Genomic DNA, 18,935 nt, shown 5'->3' on the forward strand with positions numbered 1-18,935 from the left:
GCGGCCACCGATCAGCCCCGCCTGACCCCTCCGACTATGCCACCGCCGCCAACGCGCCGAGCACGCTCCACGATCAGCGCTGCTGGTGCCGCGGCAACGCCGACTGCCCCACCACACCACCCACGAACGGCGCCCCCGGCGTCTCCGCCGCGATCCGATCCATCGTGCGCGCCAACTGCTCACTGCCGTCATCAAGATGCCGCGCCGCCGCCTGCATGTGCGACACCATCATCTCGCCGAAAATCCGCAACGCCTCCCGGGTCGCCACCGTGTCGTCGAAGCTCGGCCCGGCCGCGCTGCGGTACTCCGCCACCGCCCGCTCCGCCTCCTGCTTCGCCTCCGCCTCCGCCGCCTGCAGGTAACTCTCGTACTGCACCCGGGCGTACTCGGCGACCCGACGCGCATAGTCATGCGCCTGCGCGATGATCTGCTCCGCCTCCCGCTGCGCCGCCGACAGCAGATTCACCTCCCGCGCCGCCGGAACCTTCGCCGCCGCCCCCGTACTCGGAATCACCCCGTGCCGGTGCAACTCCACCCGGTCGTTCAGCCGCTCGTTCTCCGCCCGCAACGTCGCGATCTGCGTCGCCAACAGATCCAACTCGTCAGCGACCTGCACCCGGAACCGGTCCACGTCAGCATTGTCATAACCCCGCCGGGCGAACGACGCGGCACCGAACTCCCACCGCCGAACCCGATCGGCGGTCATCCGCACCTGCACACCACCGGAAACCTGCACCCCGTCATACCGGCTGATCGGCGTCGCGCTCACCTGTGCAGACCTCCGTTCGCGACTGCGGGGCTCGCAAGCTCACTCCTCGCGCTCACCGCACCCGCCCTTTCGTTCGCGACTGCGGGGCTCGCAAGCTCACTCCTCGCGCTCACCGCACCCGCCCTTTCGTTCACGACTGCGGGGCTCGCAAGCTCACTCCTCGCGCTCACCTGTGCCCACCTTCCGAAGTGTCACCCGCAGCCGTCCGCCACGCCGGGCCGTACCACTGCGCACCCAGGCCCTCGTGGTGCACCTGACCCGCGTGGTAACCCGCCTGCGCCAACGTTTGCACCGCGTGCGACACCATCTCGTCCGACCCACACACGAACACGTGCCGGGAACGCCAGTCACCGTCGGCCAGCGCCCGATCCACCGCCTGCACGAACTCCCCCGGCCGGTGCACGTCGGTACCCACCACGTACGTCACCGTCAACCACGGATACGACGACGCCAACTTGTCGATCGCGTCGCTGTCGTAGAACTCGCTACGCGACCGGGCCCCCACGTACAGATCAACTCGGCGGCGGGAACCCTCCGCGGCGACCTGCTCCACCAACGCCTTCACCGGCGCCCAGCCCGTACCCGCCACCAGCAGCAACAGGTCACTGGAGCCCGCCGACCACAACCCCAACCGGTCCCCCACCGGCGCCGCCAGGTGGATCCGATCCCCCACCGCCGACCCGTACACCAGCCGCGACGACACCGCGCCCCCCGGCGCGGCCCGCACATGCAACTCCAGGGTGCCGTCCGCCCGCGGAGCGTTCGCCGGCGAGTAGTACCGCCACGACCGCACCGACGGGTGCGACACCCCGATCGACTGACCCGGGGTGAACGGCAACAGGTACTGCGGGCGCACCGTCAACACCGCCACGTCGAACGCCCGCCGCTCATGCGCCACGATCTCCGCCACCCACCACGGCGGATTGACCGCCTCAGCGGCCTGCGCGGCCTCCATCATCACCTGGGCGACCAACCCGTACGCGGCCGTCCAGTCCGCTGCCAACTCCTCGGTCCACTGCTCGGCGAGGAAATGCTGCAACGTCGCCACCAGCGCCTCACCGACCGCCGGATAGTGCTCCGCGCGCACCGCGAACTTGCGGTGATCCGCGCCGAGATCCTGCAGGAAACCCACCAGCCGATCCACCTGGTCCACGTTGGACACGATGTGGCCCAACGCGGTCACCAGGCGATCCCGCTGACCGGCCATGTTCGTGGGGAACATCTGCCGCGTCTCAGGATGAGCGAGGAACAACGTCGAATAGAAATAGAGCGGCACCTGGTCGCCGTGACCGGCGACCACCGACCAGCTCTGCTTGAGGCGAGCCGCGTCCACGCTCAGACGCCCGACCTGTTTCCGGCAGCCACCACCTGGCCCTGCACCTGCCCCAGCACTGTCTGCACGTCAGCGAGGATGTCCGCCGGCACCCCCAACTCGGTCAGCGTCGCCGTCAGGTGCTCGCCCACCTTCGCGTAGTGCTCCACAGTGATGTTCAACGGCTGGTGCGCCTCAGCCAACCCACGACCCGTGTACTCGTTCGGGCCACCCAGCACCACGGTCAACATCAACGCCAGGTGCCGCCGCTGACCCGCCATCTCCACATCAGTGAAGTAACCCGCCAACTCCGGGTCCGCGAGCACCTTGTCGTAGAACAGCTCAACCGCCGCCTTGACCGAACTGGCACCGCCAATGCGGTCGTAGTGCGAAGCGGGAGCCGTCTCTTCCGTAACCGTCACGGTCGTTCCTTCCGGGGATGAAGGGTGCAGAACCGTGAGGGACCATAGCGTGTCAAACGCCTCCGGTCAGCGCCCCCTTATCGGATTCCCGACAATACGACCGACACGTTGCGTCATCACTACCGATCGGTATCTCCACAATCGGCCACCAACACCACACCGAACGTATCCACAAGGGACCGGCGTGGTCGATCACCCCCGGCCACCGTCACCGACGGTCGCGAGAAAACCCAACCGGAAAAAATTGGAAGCCGAACGGGTCAGCCGGCCCGCCGTCGCGCCCGCCGTGCCGCCAGCTCGTCACCCACCGGATCCGCCCCGGACACCGCCGCCGGCTCCACCGGGCCGCTCGTCGCCGGCTCCGCCGGCAGATGCGACAACGACCCCTGGATCTCCTTGAAAGCCCCACCGATCGCGATGCCGAAGACCCCCTGGCCACCCTGCAACAGGTCGACCACCTCCTCCGGAGACCGGCACTCGTACACCGTCGTCCCATCAGAGATCAGCGTGATCCCCGCCAGATCCTCCACGCCACGCGACCGCAACGCCTCGATCGCCTTACGGATGTTCTGCAGGGACACCCCCGCATCCAACAACCGCTTCACGACCTTCAACACCACCAGGTCCCGGAACGAGTACAACCGCTGCGTCCCCGAACCCGAAGCATCCCGAACGCTCGGCACCACGAGCGTCGTCCGCGCCCAGTAGTCCAACTGCCGGTAACTGATGCCCACCGCGTGACACGCCGTCACACCCCGGTAGCCAACCGAACCGTCACCCTCAGCCGCCACACCTGGCGACGAGGCACCCGGCTCGTCGAACTCTGCACCCGGATCGGAATCCCGCGGCTCGTGCATCCGGACAACCTCCCCGTCAGTGTGGCGACGCATCGTTTCCGGGACGCGCACCCCTCGACATGGAAACCCTATCGCCACCGTCAGGGGTTACCACGGAGGAACCGACGCGACACGCCGCGCAGCCACCGAGAAAGATCACCAACCGAGCCCGGGCACACCTCAGCCCGCGAAATCCTCCGGACGCACCTGCTCCAGGAACTCGCGGAACTTCTCCACCTCGTCCTCCTGCTCATCAGGGATAACGATCCCCGCCTCGCTGAGGACCTGCTCCGCACAACGAATCGGCGCACCGACACGCAACGCCAACGCGATCGAATCGCTCGGCCGCGCCGACACCCGCACCCCATCGCCGATCAACAGATCCGCGTAGAAGACGTTCTCCTTCAGCTCGGTGATCTCCACCGCCTGCAAGGGCGCCTTCAACGCCGCCAACACATCCCGCAGAAGATCATGGGTCAACGGCCGGGCCGGCTTGACCCCCTGCTGCTCATAAGCGATAGCCGTCGCCTCGACCGCGCCGATCCAGATCGGCAGATAGCGGTCCCCCTCGACCTCCCTGAGCAGGACGATCGGTTGGTTGCTGGGCAGCTCCACCCGAACTCCGACCACGCTCAGCTCGCGCACCGCCGCCTCCGTGTCGTCGTCAACCTACGCACCGCGCCCTTCCCTGCACGGTACACGGACCGCAACACGGCCGTCCCATGCGCTACAGCACCACGCCCGCGCCGAAAAGGGGTTACCCCGGCAAGCCTACGGCACGCTTCCCCGAAGAGATCTTTCCGCTCAGCCGCCACCCGCCGGGCACCCTCACCGACCCAACGTCGACCGCAGACCCACCCGCACCAACGCCGCGTGCAACTGCTCCGACAACGCCACCAACTCCCGCGCCGTCTCCGCCGCCCGCGCCCGCGCCGCCGGATCACTCTGCCGCGCCAACGGCGCCACCAACTGCGCGAACAAACCGACCTCCCGGTCCGCCGCCGTCCGATAACCCCGCAGATGCCGCGGCTCCAACCCGTACGACGCCAACCCCGCCACCGCCGAAGCGATGATCAGGGCATCCGCGTCATACCAACCCGGTGGATCCGACACCAGCACACCGAGCCGCTCCAACTCCGCCAGCGTCGACTCGTCGATCCCACTGCGCGCCACCAGATCCGACCGGCCGAGCCGCACCTGCGACGACTCGGCCGGCTCCGGCACCTCACGACCCGGCACCGCACCATCGGGACCAACCGCCACCAACGCCGGCCGCGACCGCTCCGGCTGCTCACCGGACGAATCCCACTGGGCCAACTGCTCCCGGATCACCCGCAACGGCAGGTACCTGTCCCGCTGCGCGGTCAACACGAACCGCAACCGCGCCACATCGTCCCAGCTGTACTTCCGGTAACCCGCCGCCGTCCGCTGCGGCTCGACCAGACCCTCAGCCTCAAGAAACCGCAGCTTCGAAATCGTGGTATCCGGAAAATCCACCCGCAACTGCCCAAGCACCTCACCGATGCTCATCAGCGGCTGAGACCGAGCCGCCCCGGGTGACGTGGAGGCCGCAGGCTCGTTCACCCCCGGCCGGCCTCCTCCTCCGGGCGCGGACCGGCGATGAACACCACCCGGAACTTACCGATCTGGACCTCGTCACCGTTGCTCAACGTGGCCGCCTCAACCCGCTCACGATTGACGTACGTGCCATTCAGGCTGCCCACGTCGCGCACCGTGAACGTCCCACCGTCACGGTGGAACTCCGCATGCCGACGCGACACCGTCACGTCATCCAGGAAGATGTCACTGTCCGGGTGCCGGCCACTGGTCGTCACATCGTGGTCCAACAGGAACCGGGCACCCGCATTCGGGCCTCGACGAACCACCAGCAGCGCCATACCCGGCGGCAACGAACCGGACATCCGGCTCGGCACCACATCGGTGTCCGGCCCCTCCAGCACTTCGTCGAGCGAACCGAGATTGAGCGTCGAAGTGACGTCGAGTGGGGGGAACTCGTCGTCTGGCCGCGTCATGGGACCACCTCACGGATCTGTTCGGTCGGCGTCGGGTAATGGCGGGTCTGGCCGCCGGGCACATGCACACCCGGCGGCTGGCTCCCCGTGCCCGGGAAGGCAATTCCACAACGCTCAACTATTGGGTTCTCGGTCGACTGGGCGAGCCTAGCCAGCGCCGAAATGCAGGGCAACCGGACGCGCGCAGACATCACACGCACCGGATCAAGCACACTCAGCCTTCGGTGATCTTCTGATACGCGGCCGCCGTGAGCAACCCATCCGTCGCCGTCGGATCATTCGGCGTGATCTCCACCAACCAACCCTCACCGTACGGATCAGTGTTGATCAGCTCAGGCGTGTCAGCCAACGCGTCGTTGCGCGCCGCCACCGTACCGGCCACCGGCGCGTAGATCTCCGACACACTCTTGGTCGACTCGATCTCACCCAACGAGTCACCGGCCGCGACCACCGCACCCGCCTCGGGCAACTGCACGTACACGATGTCACCGAGCGCGTCCTGCGCGAAGTGGGTGATGCCGACCCGGACCGAAGCCGTGCCGTCACCCGCCACCCACTCATGCTCGGCGGTGTATCGCAGATCCTCGGGAATCACCAGACGCGTCCTTCATCCATCGGTGCCCCGGACCACCCGGGTCCGGCGCGGCCGCGCCGGTCAGGAGACCGGACGGGCGTGTTCCAACTTGATCGGCACGTGCAGCGCCGAAACCTCGGCAACCTCACGCTCCCCAAACGTCACGTTACCGCCGTCACCCCGAACCGACGCGACCACCCCACCAGGAATGTTCAACGCCGTACGCATCGTCGCCGGATCACCGATCACCGTGATCGTGTACGGCCCCGTCAACCGACGCCCCTCCACCATCAACGACCCGTTGTCCCCATCGAGGAAGTACGTCGACGCGATGATCCGAACCGTCGCCCGATCCCCACCGGAGATCTGCATCGCCTCGGCACCCGCACCACGCAGCTCCTGCACCGCGTCCAACACCCGGTTCGCCGAGATCGGCTTCGCCCCGGAGTCGAACTGCACCGTCAACCCCGGACCCACCGCCGGCAACGTCCCCGCCAGGATGCCCAACTCGTCAGCCCGCCGCGTCGCCTCGTCCAACGCCGCCTGACGACCCTGCTCACCCGAGCGCAACTGACGCTGACTGTCCTCCAGGGCGCGAATGTCCTGCTGCAGGCGGTTCTCCCGCGCATCCAGATCCGACAGGATCCGAACCAGGTCCTCCTGCCGCGTGGCCCCCAACGTCGGGTCCGTCGAGGTCGTCTTCAACTGCACCACCAACGTGAACCCCAACAACGCCAACAACGCGGCGATCATCACACCGGCCGTACTCCACCGGGACCGACCAGCCACCACCGGCTCCGCCGCCTCGACCGACGAATCGGACCCCGCGACCGGCTCCCCCGACCGCGACACCGCGTTCAGGTCCACCGTCGCACCGTCGTCGACCGGCTCCACACCCGGCTCCGCCACCGGCTCATCGTCCGACGGTCGCGCGGGCCCCTGCGGCGCCAACGGGCTCAGCTCGTCCGGATCCGGCGCATCAGGCCGCGGATCAGGCTCACCCGCCGGGCCACCCGGGCGCGCCGGGCCCGCCGGCTGCGGCCACCCGGTCCCCGTGTCGGTCTGCTCGTCACTCATCCCAACCCAACCTACGCCCGGAACAGGTGCCGACGGATCGCCGCCACGTTGCCGAAGATACGCACACCCAGCACAACCACCACACCGGTGGACAACTGCCCGCCCACACCCAGCTGGTCACCCAGATACACGATCAGACCAGCGACCAGCACGTTCGAAATGAACGACACCACGAACTGCTTGTCGTCGAAGATGCGGTCCAACCGGGCCCGCACCCCACCGAACACCGCGTCCAACGCGGCCACCACCGCGATCGGCAGGTACGGCTGCAACGCCGCCGGCACCGTGGGATCAAGCCACACGCCCAGCACCACACCGGCGAGCAACGCCAGCACCGCGATCATCGGCCACCTCCGGAGGGGCTAACAGTCGTCGCCGGACCGGACGACCCGGGACTGCCGGACCGGACACCCGACGCGGAAGGGCTCGGACTGACCGACGGCTTGGCGTAGCGTAGCTGCGGCTCCGGAGCCGCCGGCAGGGTGAGGTCATCCGACTCCCGAACACCGAACGACAACCCGGTCCCCTGCGCCACCTTCCGCATCAGCGCGGCGTTCCGACTGTCCTCGAACTTGCGCCGCATCGACTCCGGCCCGATCGCCGACACCTCGTACGGCCCGGTCACCGGCCGGAAATCCACCAGCATCGCCTCACCCGCCGACCGGATCGTCGACGTCGACGTCAACCGCTGACCGTTGATGGCGATCGCCTCCGCGCCGGCACTCCACAACGCGTTCGCCACCCCCTGCAGGTCGCTGTAGAGCACCCGAGGCGGCCCCGCACCGGCACCGGTCACCGCGTCCGCCTTGTCCGGCGCGTCCGCCAACCGCACCACCACACCATCGCCACGCACCCGACCCAGCCCGGTGCTCGCCTCCAGGTTGCGCAACCGGGCGGCGGCCGACCCGCTCAACGCCGCGTCCCGCTGCCGACCGACCTCCTCGCGCAGCTGGTCGGCCCGGGTGGACAACCGGTCGGTCTGGCTCTCCCGCTCCTTGATCTGCGCCACCAGACCCGAGCGGGCCTGGCTGCGGCCCGGCTCGTCGGCCATGGTCTGCCGGTACGCGACCGCGAACAGGAAACCGAGCATCACCACCACGACCAGGCTCACCGAGCGCGCCGGCCAGGCCCGCCATCCGCGCGCCGCAGCTGACTGCGCCGAGCTCCGACGGGCGGCGGCCGCGTCCGCGTACCCCGGATCCAACGGGTTGCGAAACAGTTCGGTGAGGAAATCCGGCGCGTACACCCGGTCCTGGCCGGGTTTGCCCAGCCGCGGCGCGCTCACGCGGGCGCTCCCGGGCCGCGCACCGCGCGCACCAGCCGGGCCGCCTGCACGACGTACATTCCGCCGGCCACCCAGTAGAGCACCAGACCCCACCAGGCCAGCGCCCAGCCGATGGCGCTCGCCGCCGTCGCCACGTCGGTCGCCGCGGTGGCCAACAGCAGCACCGGGAACGCCGCGAGCAGCAGGAACGTGGCGGTCTTGCCGACGTAGTGCACCGGCGGCGGCCCGTACCCGTGGCGACGCAGCACCGCCAGCGAGCCGAGCAGGAGCACCTCACGGGCCAGCAGCGCCGCGGTGAACTGCCACGGCACCACCTCCCGCGCGGTGAACGCGACCAGGGTGGCGAGGATGTAGAGCCGGTCGGCGAGCGGGTCGAGCAGTTCGCCCAGGCGGCTCACCTGACGCAGCCGGCGGGCGATCCAGCCGTCGACCCAGTCGGTGGTGCCGCCGATGGCCAGGACGACGACCGCCGCCACGTCGGCCCGCGCCACCAGGAAGAGGTAGAGGAAGAGCGGCACGCCCAGCAGCCGCCCGAAGCTGATCAGGTTGGGCAGGGTGAGCACCTGGTTGCCGGGAGCCTCGTCACCGGTGTCCCGCGGGTGCTCTGCCCGAGCCGGCCGACGCGACACCGATCCTCCTCCACGGCACGCGGGCCCCCGCCGACGCCGGGCGCGGCTGAGGGTCGTACGTGCTGTCAGGCCGACCGCCGCCGGCTCTCCCCGAGGGCCCCGAGTGGGACCCGTTCCCCTGATGCGGCCCGCGGTCATCGAGATCGCGGGCCGGGTAGATGCGCTGCCACTATATCGGGCTTCCTCTCGCCGGCCGGGTCCCGCCGCCGGGCTGTCGGTGCGGCTGTGCCGCACTATGGCGTGGATCACCACGCCTACGGCATCCTAGGATACTAGTGGGAAAGGGGGCGACGCTCAGGCCGTCTGCACCGCGGAGTCGCTCTGCTGCTCGGGCACAGAGTTCGCCGCCCGCGCGAACCCGACCAGCGCCAACAGCAACTCGTGCTGCATCCGCGCCGGCATCCGGTCCAGCACCGCCTGCACCGCGCGCTGACGCCGCTCGGCCAACTCCCGCAACAGGGTCAGCGCGGCGGCGGTCGGCACCAACCGCACCTCCCGCCGGTCGCGGGGATCGGCCACCCGGCGCAACAGGCCGGTCGCCTCCAGCCGGTCGCACAGGCGGCTCGCCGACGACGGCACCACGTCCAGCAACTCCGCCAACCCGTTGACGTTGGTCTCCGGTCGACCGCAGATCAGCGTGAGCACCCGCAGCTGGGTGGGCGGCACCTGATGCCGCGCCGCAGCCGAGTCCAGAACAGCGATCAGCGTCCCGGCGGCCGCGTCGATCGCCGCGGCGAGATCCGCAGGTCGCTCCACCTGATGTCCCCTGCCGTCGTCGCGCTGGTGCCCGCCCGACAACGCGGCCGCGACTCTCACCCCGTGCCCTGTTCGCGTGGACCATGCCAGTCCAGACAGACCACGACGGCGTCGTCGCGCAGGTCGGAATCCGCGTGATAGGCGTGCAGTTCGCGCATCACCGTACCAACCGCCTCGGCCGGTGGCTGCAGCCGAGTGGCACGCAGGGAACGCGCCATCATCCGCTGCCCGTACGGCTCCTGCCCCGGCGGCTCGGCGGCCCACACCCCGTCGCTGACCACGAAGAGACGGTCGCCCGGAGCGAGTTGCACCTCCTGAAGCTCGTAGCGCGTCTCGGCGAACATGCCCAGCGGCAGCTGCTGGTCCAGCTTCATGGGCTCGACCGTGGACCCGCGCATCCGCAGCAGATGGGGCGAACCCGCGTCGACCGCCCGCACCCGACCGCAGCGAGTGTCCACCTCGAGCAGCAGGGTGGCCACGTACCGAGCGCCCCGGTGCTGGTAGAAGACCGTGTCCGAGGCCAGCTCGGCCTGTTCCACCAGGCCGCCACCGGAGCGCCGCGCGTTGCGCATCGCGTTCACGGTGACGGCGGTCAACAGCGACGCGGCCAGCCCGGTGCCCTCACCGTTGAGCACCGTCACTGTGAGACGGTCGCCGTCCAGCGACCAGTCGAAGTGGTCACCGCCCACCGTGTACGCCGGTTCGAGCTGACCGGCCAGATCGAACGCGTGGTGCGCCACACCGCGACCGGGCAGCAGATCCCACTGCATCTCGGCGGCCATCGTCAGTCGCTCCCGTCGGCGGGCCCGCCGGTAACGGTCGGTCTCCCGGTCCGCCGCGCGCATCGCCACCGCCAGGGCGTCGGCGATGTCCGTGGCCTGACCGGTGACCGCCGGATTCGGCACGGCCGGCAGCTCGATCAGCAGCACCCCCAGCCGCTCCCCCCACACCGTCAACGGCAGGTAGAGCCGGCACGGGCCCTCGCCGTCGCGTACCGGCTGCTGGCTGCTGAAACAGCGCTGCGCCACGGTGTGGCATTCCAGGAACCCACCCGCCGGCAGGTCCGGGTCCAGCACCGGCCAGAGGCCGCTGATCCGGTAGTCGGCGACGAAGACGTCGGTGCGCAGCGCGCCCATCGCCGACCGGATCGCCCGGTCCGCCGCCTCGGCCAACTGGTCGGGCGGGGCTTCGCGCAACGCGCGCGACACCACGTCCGGCGCGTCTACCATCGTCGTCCTCCCCAGAAGCTTGCTATAGGGCAAGCATCATACGGACGCCCTCGGACGGCGGATCGGCGCGGTCAGTCAGCCGCCCGGGTCGCGAGCACACCGTGGAACGCGTCGGGCACCCGGGCCGGAGGACCCTCCGCCCGCCACTGGGCGACCGGGACGATCCCGTCCGCCGTCGGCGCCCACCGACCGAGCAGGGGCGCGAACGCCGCCGGCGGGCGCATCCGAAACTGCGGGCCCATCATGGCCAGCGCCTCCGGGTGACCCGCCAGCTCCTCGGTGTCGAAGTCCACCGCCAGCAGGCTGCCCGGCGCCGCGGCAGCGTACAACTCGTCGAGGGTGCGGGTCAGCGTGGCGTCGTCGAGGAACGCCGCCAGGCCGAGGAAGACCACCCCGACCGGCCGCCGACCCCACCCCGGCACGAAGCGGTGCAGCTGCGCCGGATCGATGGTGCCGATGTCCGTCGCGTCGCCGAAGCCGTAGTCGGCCCGGTCGCTGCCGGCGAGGATGCTCTGTCCCAACCGGATGGTGACCGGATCGACGTCGGTGTAGAGCACCGTCGCGTCGGTGGCGACCTCGTGCACGTTACCCATCGTCGGCACCCCGGCGCCGAACACCAGGAAACCGTCCACGCCCGGACCGGCCATCGCCCGCACCACCCGACCCAGGAACGCCCGCAGCTCCCGGAACACCGGCGCGCACGGCCCGTACGCCTGCTCGAACGCGTGAGCGGCAGCCACGTCCACCGGGAAGTGATGCTGCCCGCCGAGCCAGAAGTCGATCATGCGAGCGGTGCTCGGTTGGTCTGGTTCACCCATCGGCGACGCTCCCTCCCCGGCCGGTCCTCGTCAGCGTACCGATCGGGACGCGCTCAGCGGTATCACGGCGCGAAGGGGTCCGGGCCCGCGATACTGGCCGCGAGCGGAGGTGGGCGGTGAACTCGGCGAACAACGCGGCTGTGGTGGTCGGCGTCGACGGCTCGGAGCCGGCGCTGCGCGCCGTCCGCCTCGCCGCCACCGAGGCAGCCCGACAGCATCGGCCACTGCGGGTCGTGCACGGCTTCATCTGGCCGCTGCTACGCGTACCGGTCTCCCCCGCCCCGGACGCGCCGCCCGGCGGTGGACTGCGTCACCGGGCCGAGGAACTCGTCGAGGCCGCGGTGAACGAGGCCGAGGCCACCGCGCCCGGGTTGTCGATCTCCGGCGAGATCATCGACGGGGAGGCCGCCGCGGTGCTGGTGGGCGAGTCCCCCACCGCCGCGCTCATCGTGCTCGGCGACCGCGGGCTCGGTGGGTTCTCCGCGCTGGTGGTCGGCTCGGTCGCGGTGCAGGTCGCCGCGTACGCCGACTGCCCGGTGCTGGTCGCCCGCGGCACGCAACGCCCCGACCAGCCGGTGCTGGTGGCAGTGGACGGTTCGGACGCCTCCCGGCGGGCGGCGGACGTCGCCGCCGAGATGGCCGTGTCGCTCGGCGTGCCGCTGGTGGCGGTGCACGTCTACCGGCACCCCGGCAGCAGCGGACCGGGCGACATGCAACCCCTGGTGTACGACGAGGCGAAGCTGCACCGTGAGCAGGAACGGATGCTCGCCGGGTGGCTGACCGGCCTCACCGAGGACCACCGGGGTCTGCGGTTGACGTGCCAGGCGACACGTGGTCGACCCGGCACCGTGCTCGCCGAGGCGTCCCGCTCCGCCCAACTGGCGGTGGTCGGCGGGCGCGGGCGCGGCGAGGTGACCGGGTTGTTGCTGGGGTCGGTGAGCCAGTCGATGCTGCACCACGCCCACTGCCCGGTCATGGTGGTCCGCGCTCCCCACTAGCCCGCCGGGGTTCGTCCGCCGCCAGGCGGGTAGACGGCCGCGGTACGCCCAGCGGACGGTGGGCAGCACCAGGTGCCCAGACCGACGAAGGAGGCACAGATGCCAGGACCACGGCCGGGCAGTAACGCGTACGACAAGCAGCGGGCACGGTTGCGCAACGCGATCGACGACTCCGGACGCCGGGTGCCCGACGGCAAGGCCAACCAGGTCGCCAACCGGATCCTCCAGGAGGATCGCGGCCAACGCGGCGTGGTGCGCGGTGACCGCGCGTACGGCCCGAAGAGCGAGCGCGAACCGGGCGACCCGAAGTGAGCAGGGTCGACGTGGCCGACGGCGCCATCGCGGGCGCCGTCGGCAGCACCGCGCTGAACGTGGTCAGTTACCTCGACATGGCACTGCGGGGACGGCCCGAGAGCGACGTCCCGCAGGAGACCGTCGACCGGCTGGCCGGGATCGCGCACGTGGACCTGGGCAACGGGGCCCGGGCGGCCAATCGCCGCTCGGGCCTCGGGCCGCTCATCGGGTACGGGCTGGGAATCGCCGCAGGCGTCGGGTTCGCGCTGTACGCGGGTGGTCGGCGTCAGCCGTTGCCGGTGGCCACCGGGCTGCTCGGCGCCGGTGTCATGACCATGACCGACGGGTCGATCACGGTGCTCGGGATCAGCGACCCGCGCACCTGGCGGCGCTCCGACTGGATCTCCGACATCATTCCGCACCTCGCGTACGGGCTGGCGGCCGCCGCCACCTGGAACAGGTTGCGGCGGCCGCCAGGTCGCGGTCGCTGATCGGGTCAGCGGGTGTCGCTGTCGTCCTCGGCCACCGGCTCGCCGGCCGGGCCGTACGGCGACACCTGCCCCTTGGGCACCGGTCGACCCTGGTCGCCACGCGACGTACCACGGTTGGCCGGATGCCCGCCCGGAGCCGGGCCCTTGTTGTCCTGGCTGGTCGCGCCCAGTGCGTTGCGGCGCAGCTCCTGCTGCTGCGGGTTCGTCACGGGGTGTCTCCCTCCGGTACGGCAGGCGGCATCGACCGCCTCCACCGCCGGCATACCCGCCCGCCGCTGTGGCATTCCGAGCGCGGTCACCGGTACGACGGCTAGCGCGCCCCCAAGTGGGTACCCGACGGGTGTGGGCAATGATCGAACGGTGGTGCGGGTCCTGCTCGACCGGCGTGGCTGCACGTACGCCGAGGAGGCCGGCATCAAGCTCGCCGACCGGCCCGGCCCGCTCTACCAGCTGTTGGTGCTGACCACGCTGCTGAGCACCCGGATCCGGGCGTGTGTGGCGGTGGACGCCGCCCGCGAGCTGTTCGCCGCCGGTTACCGCACCCCACAGGCCATGGAGACGGCCAGTTGGCAGGAGCGCGTCGACGCGCTGGGCCGAGGCCACTACCGCCGCTACGACGAGCGGACCGCCACCATGCTCGGCACCGGCGCCCGGCTGTGCCTGGACCGCTGGCACGGTGACCTGCGACGGCTGCACCGGGAAGCCCAGGGTGATCCCGCCGGGCTGCGTCGGCGACTCACCGAGTTCCCCGGCATCGGCCCCACCGGGGCTGACATCTACCTGCGCGAGGCGCAGTCGGTCTGGTCGGACGTGCGCCCGTACGCCGACCGTCGGGCCCTGGCCGGGGCGAAGCGGCTGGGTCTGCCGGGGTCCCCGGACCGGCTCGCCGGTCTCGTCGCCGAACCGGACTTCGGCCGGCTCGCCTCAGCGTTGGTGCGGGTGGCGCTGGGTGAGGAGTCCGCCGGTGAGGTCACCCGCGTCGCCGCCCGGTGAGGCGCTCACTTGACCGTCTTGTCCCCCGGGCGGGTCAGGTGCCACACCAGCAAGGCGGCGAGCAACGCCAGGACCACCACCCCGCCGGAGATGCCCCGGCCCTCCTCGGGACTGCGCCCGGCGCTGCCGAAGTAGATCACCGCGAGACCGGCCAGCACCGTGACGAACGTCCGCAAACCTCGGTCCTTCACATCTGGCACCGTAAGCGGACCGCTGTGGCCGCCATGGCGATTTGGCCTTTTTGTCATTCTTCTGTGTGATGGTCAGCGTTCGGTGACGAACCCGCACAGCCGCACCCGGCGCACCGCCCGGTCGGCGACCTCCACCACCTGCAGGGTCAGCCCGGGCAGCCGCACCGTCTCACCCGGGGAGTCGGGCAGGTGCCGCAGCCGGGCCAGCACCAGACCAGCGACCGTCGTGTAGTCCCGGGACAACGGGAAGCTCAGCCGCACCCCCAGGTCCGGCAGGTCGTGCAGCGGAAAGTCACCGGGCACCAGCAGGGACCCGTCCGGTTCCCGGACGACCCCCCGCACGTCACGGTCGGTCTCGTCGTACAACTCCCCGACCACCTCGGCCAGCAGATCCTCCATGGTCACCATGCCGTCGATGCCCCCGTGCTCGTCGACGACCAGGGCCAGTTGCTGATGTTCCTGCCGCAGCTGACGCATCGCGTCGGCTACCGGCAGCGTCACCGGCAGCAGCAGCGGATCCCGGACCCGCTCACCCACCGGGGCGGTGCCGGCCCGCACCAGGTCACGGATGTGCACCACCCCGAGCACCTCGTCCAGGCCGCCGGGACCCGTGACGGGAGCACGGGACCGTCCGGCGGCGGCGAGCCACCGGACCCCCTCGTCGGCGGCCAGGCTCGCCGGTAGCGTGGTGACCTCCCGCCGGGCCACCAGGATCTCCCGCAGCGTCCGGCCGGCGATGTCGAACGCGCCGGTCAGGATCTCCCGCTGCTGGGCCGACAGGCCGCGCTGGCTGGCCAGCATCTCCCGCAGCTCCTCCTCGGTCATCTCCTCCCGGTTGGCCCTCGGATCACCACCGGCCAGCCGCACGACCGCGTCGGTGGCCCGGCTGAGCAACCACACCGCCGGGCGGGACACCCGGGCGAGCAGGTCCAGCGGACCGGCACTCAGCAACGCCCACCGCTCGGCCCGCTGCATGGCCAGCCGCTTCGGCGCCAACTCGCCCAGCACCAGCGTGACGAACGTCAACGCCACTGTCACCAGCAGCACCGCGGCGGGACGCGCCGCCCCACCGAGAAAACCCAACGGGCCGACCAGCGGACCGGCCAACGACACCGCTGCCGCCGCCGACGCGAGGAACCCGGCCAGGGTGATCCCCAGCTGGATCGTGGCCAGGTAGCGGTTCGGGTCGCGGGACAACCGCACCAACCGGTCCCCAGCCCGGCTGCGCCGACCCAGCCGCCGCAACTGCCCCTCGCGCAGGGTCACCAACGCCATCTCACTGCCGGAGAGCGCGGCGTTGACGAGCACCAGCACGGCCACCAACGCCAACTGCCCGAGCTGACCGCCCATCGCGTACCCCCGTCCGCCGCCTGAGGTCACTCAACCGCAGCGGGCCGCGGCGCGGGCCCGGTTTGCCACCGCGCCCGGTTCAGTCGACCTCCAGGTCGTCCAGCGAGATGGCGTGGGTCATCAGCCACCGCGCCAACGCCGACATCCCGAACAGCCACAGCGGCACCGACTCGGTGGGGCCGTTGGTGGCGTAGATGGCGAAGCGCAGGTCCGGAGCGCGGTACGCCTCGATCCGCCACCGGTGCTGCCGGTCCCGCCAGACCGCCGAAGGGTCCATGGCGTCACCGTAGGTGACCACCGCCGACCTCGGGGTCGGTTGGCCGGCACCGCCGGCTCAGCCCGGCACCACCGTCGTTCCGAACACGATCCGGGCGACGGACACCAGCAGGCTGATCCCGATGCCGGCGAGGATCAACCAGCCGAAGCCACGCCACCCCGAGCCCCGGCCGGGCACCGGCGCCTGCGGCGGTTTCCACAACTCCCGGTACGTCCACGCCAGCACACCTGTCCCGAACGGCAGGAGCCCCACCCAGAACCAGAACCACCTCGTGCCGGCCAGCGGCGGCGCGCCGACGATCAGCCGGCCCAGCCACAGCAGAGTCAGCACACCGGCGAGCAGACCCGCCGTGGTCGCAATCCGGGACGCCACGTCCCCGACGGCGTGCCACGGATCGGCGACGGCGGCGAGCCGCGCATCCAGCCCGGTCCGCGCTGGCCGGTCCGGCCCCGCCGAGTACGGCTGGAGGTCGGGCGGTTGGACCGAGGCGTACCGGGTCTGACCGCTGGGCACCGTCCACGTGATCATCCAACCCTGCTCGGCGGGCCGCAGATCAGGTCGGCTGCCCCAGTAGGGGTCGTCGTCGTCCCAGCCGTTCGCCCGCTGATAGGTCACCACCCGGCCCGCCGCGAGATCCCGGTCGAGTTGGGCTTCGGTCGACTCGCGGGGCTCGACCCACCACGCCAGAGCGGCCCACAGCACCCACAGCACCGGCAGCGCCCAACGCAGCGCCACCGAGACGACGCGCCACCGACCACCGCACGACCGGGACGGGGACACCTCGACCATCAGCCCACCGTCGCATCTCGGCGCAACCGGGTCAGCACCGGATCGGTCGCGGCGCTCAGCGGTCGGGGTGATCCTGGTCCGTCGGCACGATGGCTCGCCGGACGCAGTCGCGAAGCAGAGCACGACGGCGGGAGTGCACGTCGTCGGGTTCCTGGCCGCTGGCGGCGTAGACGTTGCTCACCGGCGACCAAGCCATCGACATCGCGATGACCAGGGCCATGATGTCGAACGGGTCACCACCGCGGATCCGGCCGGCGGCCTGGGCCTCGGCGATCGCCGTGAGCTTGCGATCGTCGTAGTGCTGGTGGGTCTCGACGAGGTGTCCTGCGGGCCGGCGTTCCAGCCGCGTCCAGGTCGCGAGCCGGATGAGGTCGGGGCGGCGCAGGTATTCGTCGTAAAGGCGGACGGCCCAGTCCGCGAGATCGTCGGCGTCGATGGGCACGACGTTGGTGATGCGTTCCAGCGAGCTGAGGAAGATCGCGTCGAAGAGTCGTTCCTTGTCCCCGAAGTAGGCGTAGAGCTGCGCCTTGTTAGTGCGGGCCGCCGTCACGATGCGGTCGACGCGGGCCCCGGCGATGCCGTGTTGGGCGAACTCCTCGGTGGCGGCGTCCAGGATGCGCTGGTAGGTCGCGGCACCTCGCGAGGTCAGGGGCTGCTCCGGCATGGCCCCACAGTAGCAAAACAGAACAGTTGGTTTGCTTCGGCTCGCGGCCCGACCTAAGCTCCAACAGACCGAACAGTCTGTTTATAGGAGTCGATCATGCGAAGGACCACCGGATGGCGAGCAACCGGCCCGACGGAACTGCGGCGTACCCCGATCGAGCGCCGTGACCTACGTCCGGACGACATCGCGGTGCGCGTCGACTACTGCGGGGTCTGCCACAGCGACCTGCACGCCCTGCGCGACCACGACCAGCACGCCGACGCCGCACTGGTGCCGGGGCACGAATTCACCGGCGTGGTGATTGACACCGGCCCCGAGGTGACCCGCTTCTCGATCGGCGACAGCGTCGCAGTGGGCAACATCGTCGACTCCTGCGGCGCCTGCGCCATGTGCGCGGCCGGACAGGAGAACTTCTGCCACTCCTTCCCGACCCTGACCTACGGCGGCACGGACCGGCAGGACGGGTCGACGACGCTGGGTGGCTTCTCCCGCGAATACGTCGTGCGGGACACCTTCGCCTACCCACTCCCCGCCGGCCTCCACCCGGCCGCAGCCGCCCCGCTGCTGTGCGCCGGCGTCACCGTGTGGGAACCCCTGCGCTCCCACAACGTCGGCCCAGGCACCCGCGTCGCCGTGGCCGGGCTCGGCGGCCTGGGCCACCTCGCGGTCAAGATGGCCGTGGCACTCGGCGCCACCACGACCGTGATCAGCCGCACCCTGGACAAGCGGGACGACGCCCGCCGGCTCGGCGCACACGACCTCATCGACTCCACCGATCCCCAGCAGATGGCTGCCGCCCGCGACACCTTCGACCTCGTCATCGACACCATCTCCGCACCGCACGACCTCGCGCCGTACCTGCGGCTGGTGGCGATGGACGGCACCCTCAGCCTGCTCGGATACCTGGGACCGGTGACCGTCGAGACCACCGACCTGCTCATCGGCCGCAAGAGGCTCAGCTCCGCCGGGAGCGGAGGCCGCCGCTCGACGGCTGAGATGCTCCAGTTCTGCGCCGACAACGGCGTCACCGCCGACATCGAGATCCTCCCGTCGGCGCAGGTGGGCACGGCACTCGACCGCCTGCGGCGAAACGACGTCCGCTACCGCTTCGTGCTGGACATGTCCGACCTCGACTGACGGTGGTCGGC

Annotated in this window: 26 protein-coding genes; 5 read left to right on the forward strand and 21 right to left on the reverse strand. The window is 70.7% G+C overall.

Annotation, left to right across the window (positions count from 1 at the left end):
- Positions 1–73: 73 nt before the first annotated feature.
- The 15 genes from ACX27O_RS10035 to ACX27O_RS10105 all read right to left on the reverse strand — a co-directional run bounded on the left by ACX27O_RS10035 (position 74) and on the right by ACX27O_RS10105 (position 11,740).
- Positions 74–769 carry a DivIVA domain-containing protein gene (locus tag ACX27O_RS10035; RefSeq protein ID WP_030327702.1) on the reverse strand — a complete coding sequence of 232 codons (696 nt, stop codon included), beginning with the start codon at positions 767–769 and terminating at the stop codon, positions 74–76.
- A 166-nt stretch (positions 770–935) separates the two neighbouring features.
- Positions 936–2,102, reverse strand: coding sequence for a globin domain-containing protein (locus ACX27O_RS10040; RefSeq protein ID WP_030327703.1), 1,167 nt, complete (start codon positions 2,100–2,102; stop codon positions 936–938).
- 2 nt (positions 2,103–2,104) lie between these two features.
- Positions 2,105–2,503 (reverse strand): group I truncated hemoglobin, encoded by a 399-nt coding sequence (locus ACX27O_RS10045; protein WP_210858049.1) that lies wholly within the window; start codon positions 2,501–2,503, stop codon positions 2,105–2,107.
- Between the two features lie 260 nt (positions 2,504–2,763).
- A complete protein-coding gene (locus ACX27O_RS10050; RefSeq protein ID WP_081883657.1) occupies positions 2,764–3,360 on the reverse strand; it encodes a MerR family transcriptional regulator in 597 nt (198 codons plus the stop codon).
- 159 nt (positions 3,361–3,519) lie between these two features.
- Positions 3,520–3,984: a bifunctional nuclease family protein gene (locus ACX27O_RS10055; RefSeq protein ID WP_030327706.1), complete on the reverse strand. Its 465-nt coding sequence runs from the start codon at positions 3,982–3,984 to the stop codon at positions 3,520–3,522.
- Positions 3,985–4,167: 183 nt separating this feature from the next.
- The gene (gene ftsR / locus ACX27O_RS10060) at positions 4,168–4,869 is read right to left on the reverse strand and encodes a transcriptional regulator FtsR (RefSeq protein WP_279515601.1); all 702 of its coding nucleotides are present in this window, start codon (positions 4,867–4,869) and stop codon (positions 4,168–4,170) included.
- A 50-nt stretch (positions 4,870–4,919) separates the two neighbouring features.
- Complete coding sequence (gene odhI / locus ACX27O_RS10065; RefSeq protein WP_007071101.1) at positions 4,920–5,372, reverse strand: oxoglutarate dehydrogenase inhibitor Odhl; 453 nt, start codon at positions 5,370–5,372, stop codon at positions 4,920–4,922.
- A 214-nt stretch (positions 5,373–5,586) separates the two neighbouring features.
- Positions 5,587–5,967, reverse strand: a complete 381-nt coding sequence (gene gcvH, locus ACX27O_RS10070) for a glycine cleavage system protein GcvH (RefSeq protein ID WP_091397961.1) — start codon at positions 5,965–5,967, stop codon at positions 5,587–5,589.
- Between the two features lie 60 nt (positions 5,968–6,027).
- Positions 6,028–7,023 carry a DUF881 domain-containing protein gene (locus ACX27O_RS10075; protein WP_357596061.1) on the reverse strand — a complete coding sequence of 332 codons (996 nt, stop codon included), beginning with the start codon at positions 7,021–7,023 and terminating at the stop codon, positions 6,028–6,030.
- An 11-nt stretch (positions 7,024–7,034) separates the two neighbouring features.
- On the reverse strand, positions 7,035–7,367 hold the full coding sequence (locus ACX27O_RS10080; RefSeq protein ID WP_030327710.1) for a small basic family protein: 333 nt from the start codon (positions 7,365–7,367) through the stop codon (positions 7,035–7,037).
- On the reverse strand, positions 7,364–8,308 hold the full coding sequence (locus tag ACX27O_RS10085) for a DUF881 domain-containing protein (RefSeq protein ID WP_458939323.1): 945 nt from the start codon (positions 8,306–8,308) through the stop codon (positions 7,364–7,366). The genes ACX27O_RS10080 and ACX27O_RS10085 overlap by 4 nt, the downstream gene beginning before the upstream one ends.
- Positions 8,305–8,937, reverse strand: coding sequence for a CDP-alcohol phosphatidyltransferase family protein (locus tag ACX27O_RS10090; RefSeq protein ID WP_357839679.1), 633 nt, complete (start codon positions 8,935–8,937; stop codon positions 8,305–8,307). Before ACX27O_RS10090 ends, ACX27O_RS10085 begins: the two co-directional genes overlap by 4 nt.
- A 294-nt stretch (positions 8,938–9,231) precedes the next feature.
- Positions 9,232–9,693 (reverse strand): MarR family winged helix-turn-helix transcriptional regulator, encoded by a 462-nt coding sequence (locus tag ACX27O_RS10095; RefSeq protein WP_285796217.1) that lies wholly within the window; start codon positions 9,691–9,693, stop codon positions 9,232–9,234.
- 56 nt (positions 9,694–9,749) lie between these two features.
- Complete coding sequence (locus ACX27O_RS10100; protein ID WP_458939324.1) at positions 9,750–10,922, reverse strand: PP2C family protein-serine/threonine phosphatase; 1,173 nt, start codon at positions 10,920–10,922, stop codon at positions 9,750–9,752.
- Between the two features lie 71 nt (positions 10,923–10,993).
- Positions 10,994–11,740 (reverse strand): SAM-dependent methyltransferase, encoded by a 747-nt coding sequence (locus ACX27O_RS10105; protein WP_458939325.1) that lies wholly within the window; start codon positions 11,738–11,740, stop codon positions 10,994–10,996.
- 116 nt (positions 11,741–11,856) lie between these two features.
- Between ACX27O_RS10105 and ACX27O_RS10110 the strand changes: the two genes are divergently transcribed.
- From ACX27O_RS10110 to ACX27O_RS10120, 3 genes are all read left to right on the forward strand, one after another.
- The gene (locus ACX27O_RS10110; RefSeq protein WP_458939326.1) at positions 11,857–12,738 is read left to right on the forward strand and encodes a universal stress protein; all 882 of its coding nucleotides are present in this window, start codon (positions 11,857–11,859) and stop codon (positions 12,736–12,738) included.
- A 99-nt stretch (positions 12,739–12,837) separates the two neighbouring features.
- Positions 12,838–13,050: a hypothetical protein gene (locus tag ACX27O_RS10115; protein WP_030327717.1), complete on the forward strand. Its 213-nt coding sequence runs from the start codon at positions 12,838–12,840 to the stop codon at positions 13,048–13,050.
- Positions 13,047–13,523, forward strand: a complete 477-nt coding sequence (locus ACX27O_RS10120) for a hypothetical protein (RefSeq protein ID WP_124774061.1) — start codon at positions 13,047–13,049, stop codon at positions 13,521–13,523. Before ACX27O_RS10115 ends, ACX27O_RS10120 begins: the two co-directional genes overlap by 4 nt.
- Positions 13,524–13,528: 5 nt before the next feature.
- On the opposite strand, the gene ACX27O_RS10125 is transcribed toward ACX27O_RS10120, so the two are convergent.
- Entirely contained in the window at positions 13,529–13,732 is a 204-nt protein-coding gene (locus ACX27O_RS10125) for a hypothetical protein (protein WP_124774060.1), read from the reverse strand.
- Between the two features lie 133 nt (positions 13,733–13,865).
- Between ACX27O_RS10125 and ACX27O_RS10130 the strand changes: the two genes are divergently transcribed.
- Entirely contained in the window at positions 13,866–14,516 is a 651-nt protein-coding gene (locus ACX27O_RS10130; protein WP_458939327.1) for a hypothetical protein, read from the forward strand.
- Between the two features lie 5 nt (positions 14,517–14,521).
- Here ACX27O_RS10130 and ACX27O_RS10135 read toward each other — a convergent pair whose 3' ends face one another.
- The 5 genes from ACX27O_RS10135 to ACX27O_RS10155 all read right to left on the reverse strand — a co-directional run bounded on the left by ACX27O_RS10135 (position 14,522) and on the right by ACX27O_RS10155 (position 17,787).
- A complete protein-coding gene (locus ACX27O_RS10135; RefSeq protein WP_036410487.1) occupies positions 14,522–14,707 on the reverse strand; it encodes a hypothetical protein in 186 nt (61 codons plus the stop codon).
- Positions 14,708–14,779: 72 nt separating this feature from the next.
- On the reverse strand, positions 14,780–16,057 hold the full coding sequence (locus ACX27O_RS10140; RefSeq protein ID WP_458939328.1) for a hemolysin family protein: 1,278 nt from the start codon (positions 16,055–16,057) through the stop codon (positions 14,780–14,782).
- 79 nt (positions 16,058–16,136) lie between these two features.
- On the reverse strand, positions 16,137–16,334 hold the full coding sequence (locus ACX27O_RS10145; protein ID WP_030327722.1) for a hypothetical protein: 198 nt from the start codon (positions 16,332–16,334) through the stop codon (positions 16,137–16,139).
- Positions 16,335–16,391: 57 nt separating this feature from the next.
- The gene (locus ACX27O_RS10150; RefSeq protein ID WP_458939329.1) at positions 16,392–17,123 is read right to left on the reverse strand and encodes a hypothetical protein; all 732 of its coding nucleotides are present in this window, start codon (positions 17,121–17,123) and stop codon (positions 16,392–16,394) included.
- Positions 17,124–17,178: 55 nt separating this feature from the next.
- Positions 17,179–17,787: a TetR/AcrR family transcriptional regulator gene (locus ACX27O_RS10155; RefSeq protein WP_030327724.1), complete on the reverse strand. Its 609-nt coding sequence runs from the start codon at positions 17,785–17,787 to the stop codon at positions 17,179–17,181.
- A 96-nt stretch (positions 17,788–17,883) separates the two neighbouring features.
- Here ACX27O_RS10155 and ACX27O_RS10160 point away from each other — a divergent pair, with 96 nt between their 5' ends.
- Positions 17,884–18,924, forward strand: a complete 1,041-nt coding sequence (locus ACX27O_RS10160; protein WP_458939330.1) for an NAD(P)-dependent alcohol dehydrogenase — start codon at positions 17,884–17,886, stop codon at positions 18,922–18,924.
- The last annotated feature ends 11 nt before the right edge of the window (positions 18,925–18,935 follow it).

Source organism: Micromonospora sp. SD19 (assembly GCF_054462275.1).

What these genes read in the sequence shown, in the direction of transcription:
- ftsR (WP_279515601.1), bottom strand. Translation starts at nt 4,869, where the DNA reads ATGAGCATCGGTGAGGTGCTTGGGCAGTTGCGGGTGGATTTTCCGGAT.
- ACX27O_RS10100 (WP_458939324.1), bottom strand. Translation starts at nt 10,922, where the DNA reads ATGGTAGACGCGCCGGACGTGGTGTCGCGCGCGTTGCGCGAAGCCCCG.
- ACX27O_RS10075 (WP_357596061.1), bottom strand. Translation starts at nt 7,023, where the DNA reads ATGAGTGACGAGCAGACCGACACGGGGACCGGGTGGCCGCAGCCGGCG.
- ACX27O_RS10145 (WP_030327722.1), bottom strand. Translation starts at nt 16,334, where the DNA reads ATGGACCCTTCGGCGGTCTGGCGGGACCGGCAGCACCGGTGGCGGATC.
- ACX27O_RS10155 (WP_030327724.1), bottom strand. Translation starts at nt 17,787, where the DNA reads ATGCCGGAGCAGCCCCTGACCTCGCGAGGTGCCGCGACCTACCAGCGC.
- ACX27O_RS10160 (WP_458939330.1), top strand. Translation starts at nt 17,884, where the DNA reads ATGCGAAGGACCACCGGATGGCGAGCAACCGGCCCGACGGAACTGCGG.
- ACX27O_RS10140 (WP_458939328.1), bottom strand. Translation starts at nt 16,057, where the DNA reads ATGGGCGGTCAGCTCGGGCAGTTGGCGTTGGTGGCCGTGCTGGTGCTC.
- ACX27O_RS10150 (WP_458939329.1), bottom strand. Translation starts at nt 17,123, where the DNA reads ATGGTCGAGGTGTCCCCGTCCCGGTCGTGCGGTGGTCGGTGGCGCGTC.
- ACX27O_RS10050 (WP_081883657.1), bottom strand. Translation starts at nt 3,360, where the DNA reads ATGCACGAGCCGCGGGATTCCGATCCGGGTGCAGAGTTCGACGAGCCG.
- odhI (WP_007071101.1), bottom strand. Translation starts at nt 5,372, where the DNA reads ATGACGCGGCCAGACGACGAGTTCCCCCCACTCGACGTCACTTCGACG.
- ACX27O_RS10115 (WP_030327717.1), top strand. Translation starts at nt 12,838, where the DNA reads ATGCCAGGACCACGGCCGGGCAGTAACGCGTACGACAAGCAGCGGGCA.
- ACX27O_RS10105 (WP_458939325.1), bottom strand. Translation starts at nt 11,740, where the DNA reads ATGGGTGAACCAGACCAACCGAGCACCGCTCGCATGATCGACTTCTGG.
- ACX27O_RS10080 (WP_030327710.1), bottom strand. Translation starts at nt 7,367, where the DNA reads ATGATCGCGGTGCTGGCGTTGCTCGCCGGTGTGGTGCTGGGCGTGTGG.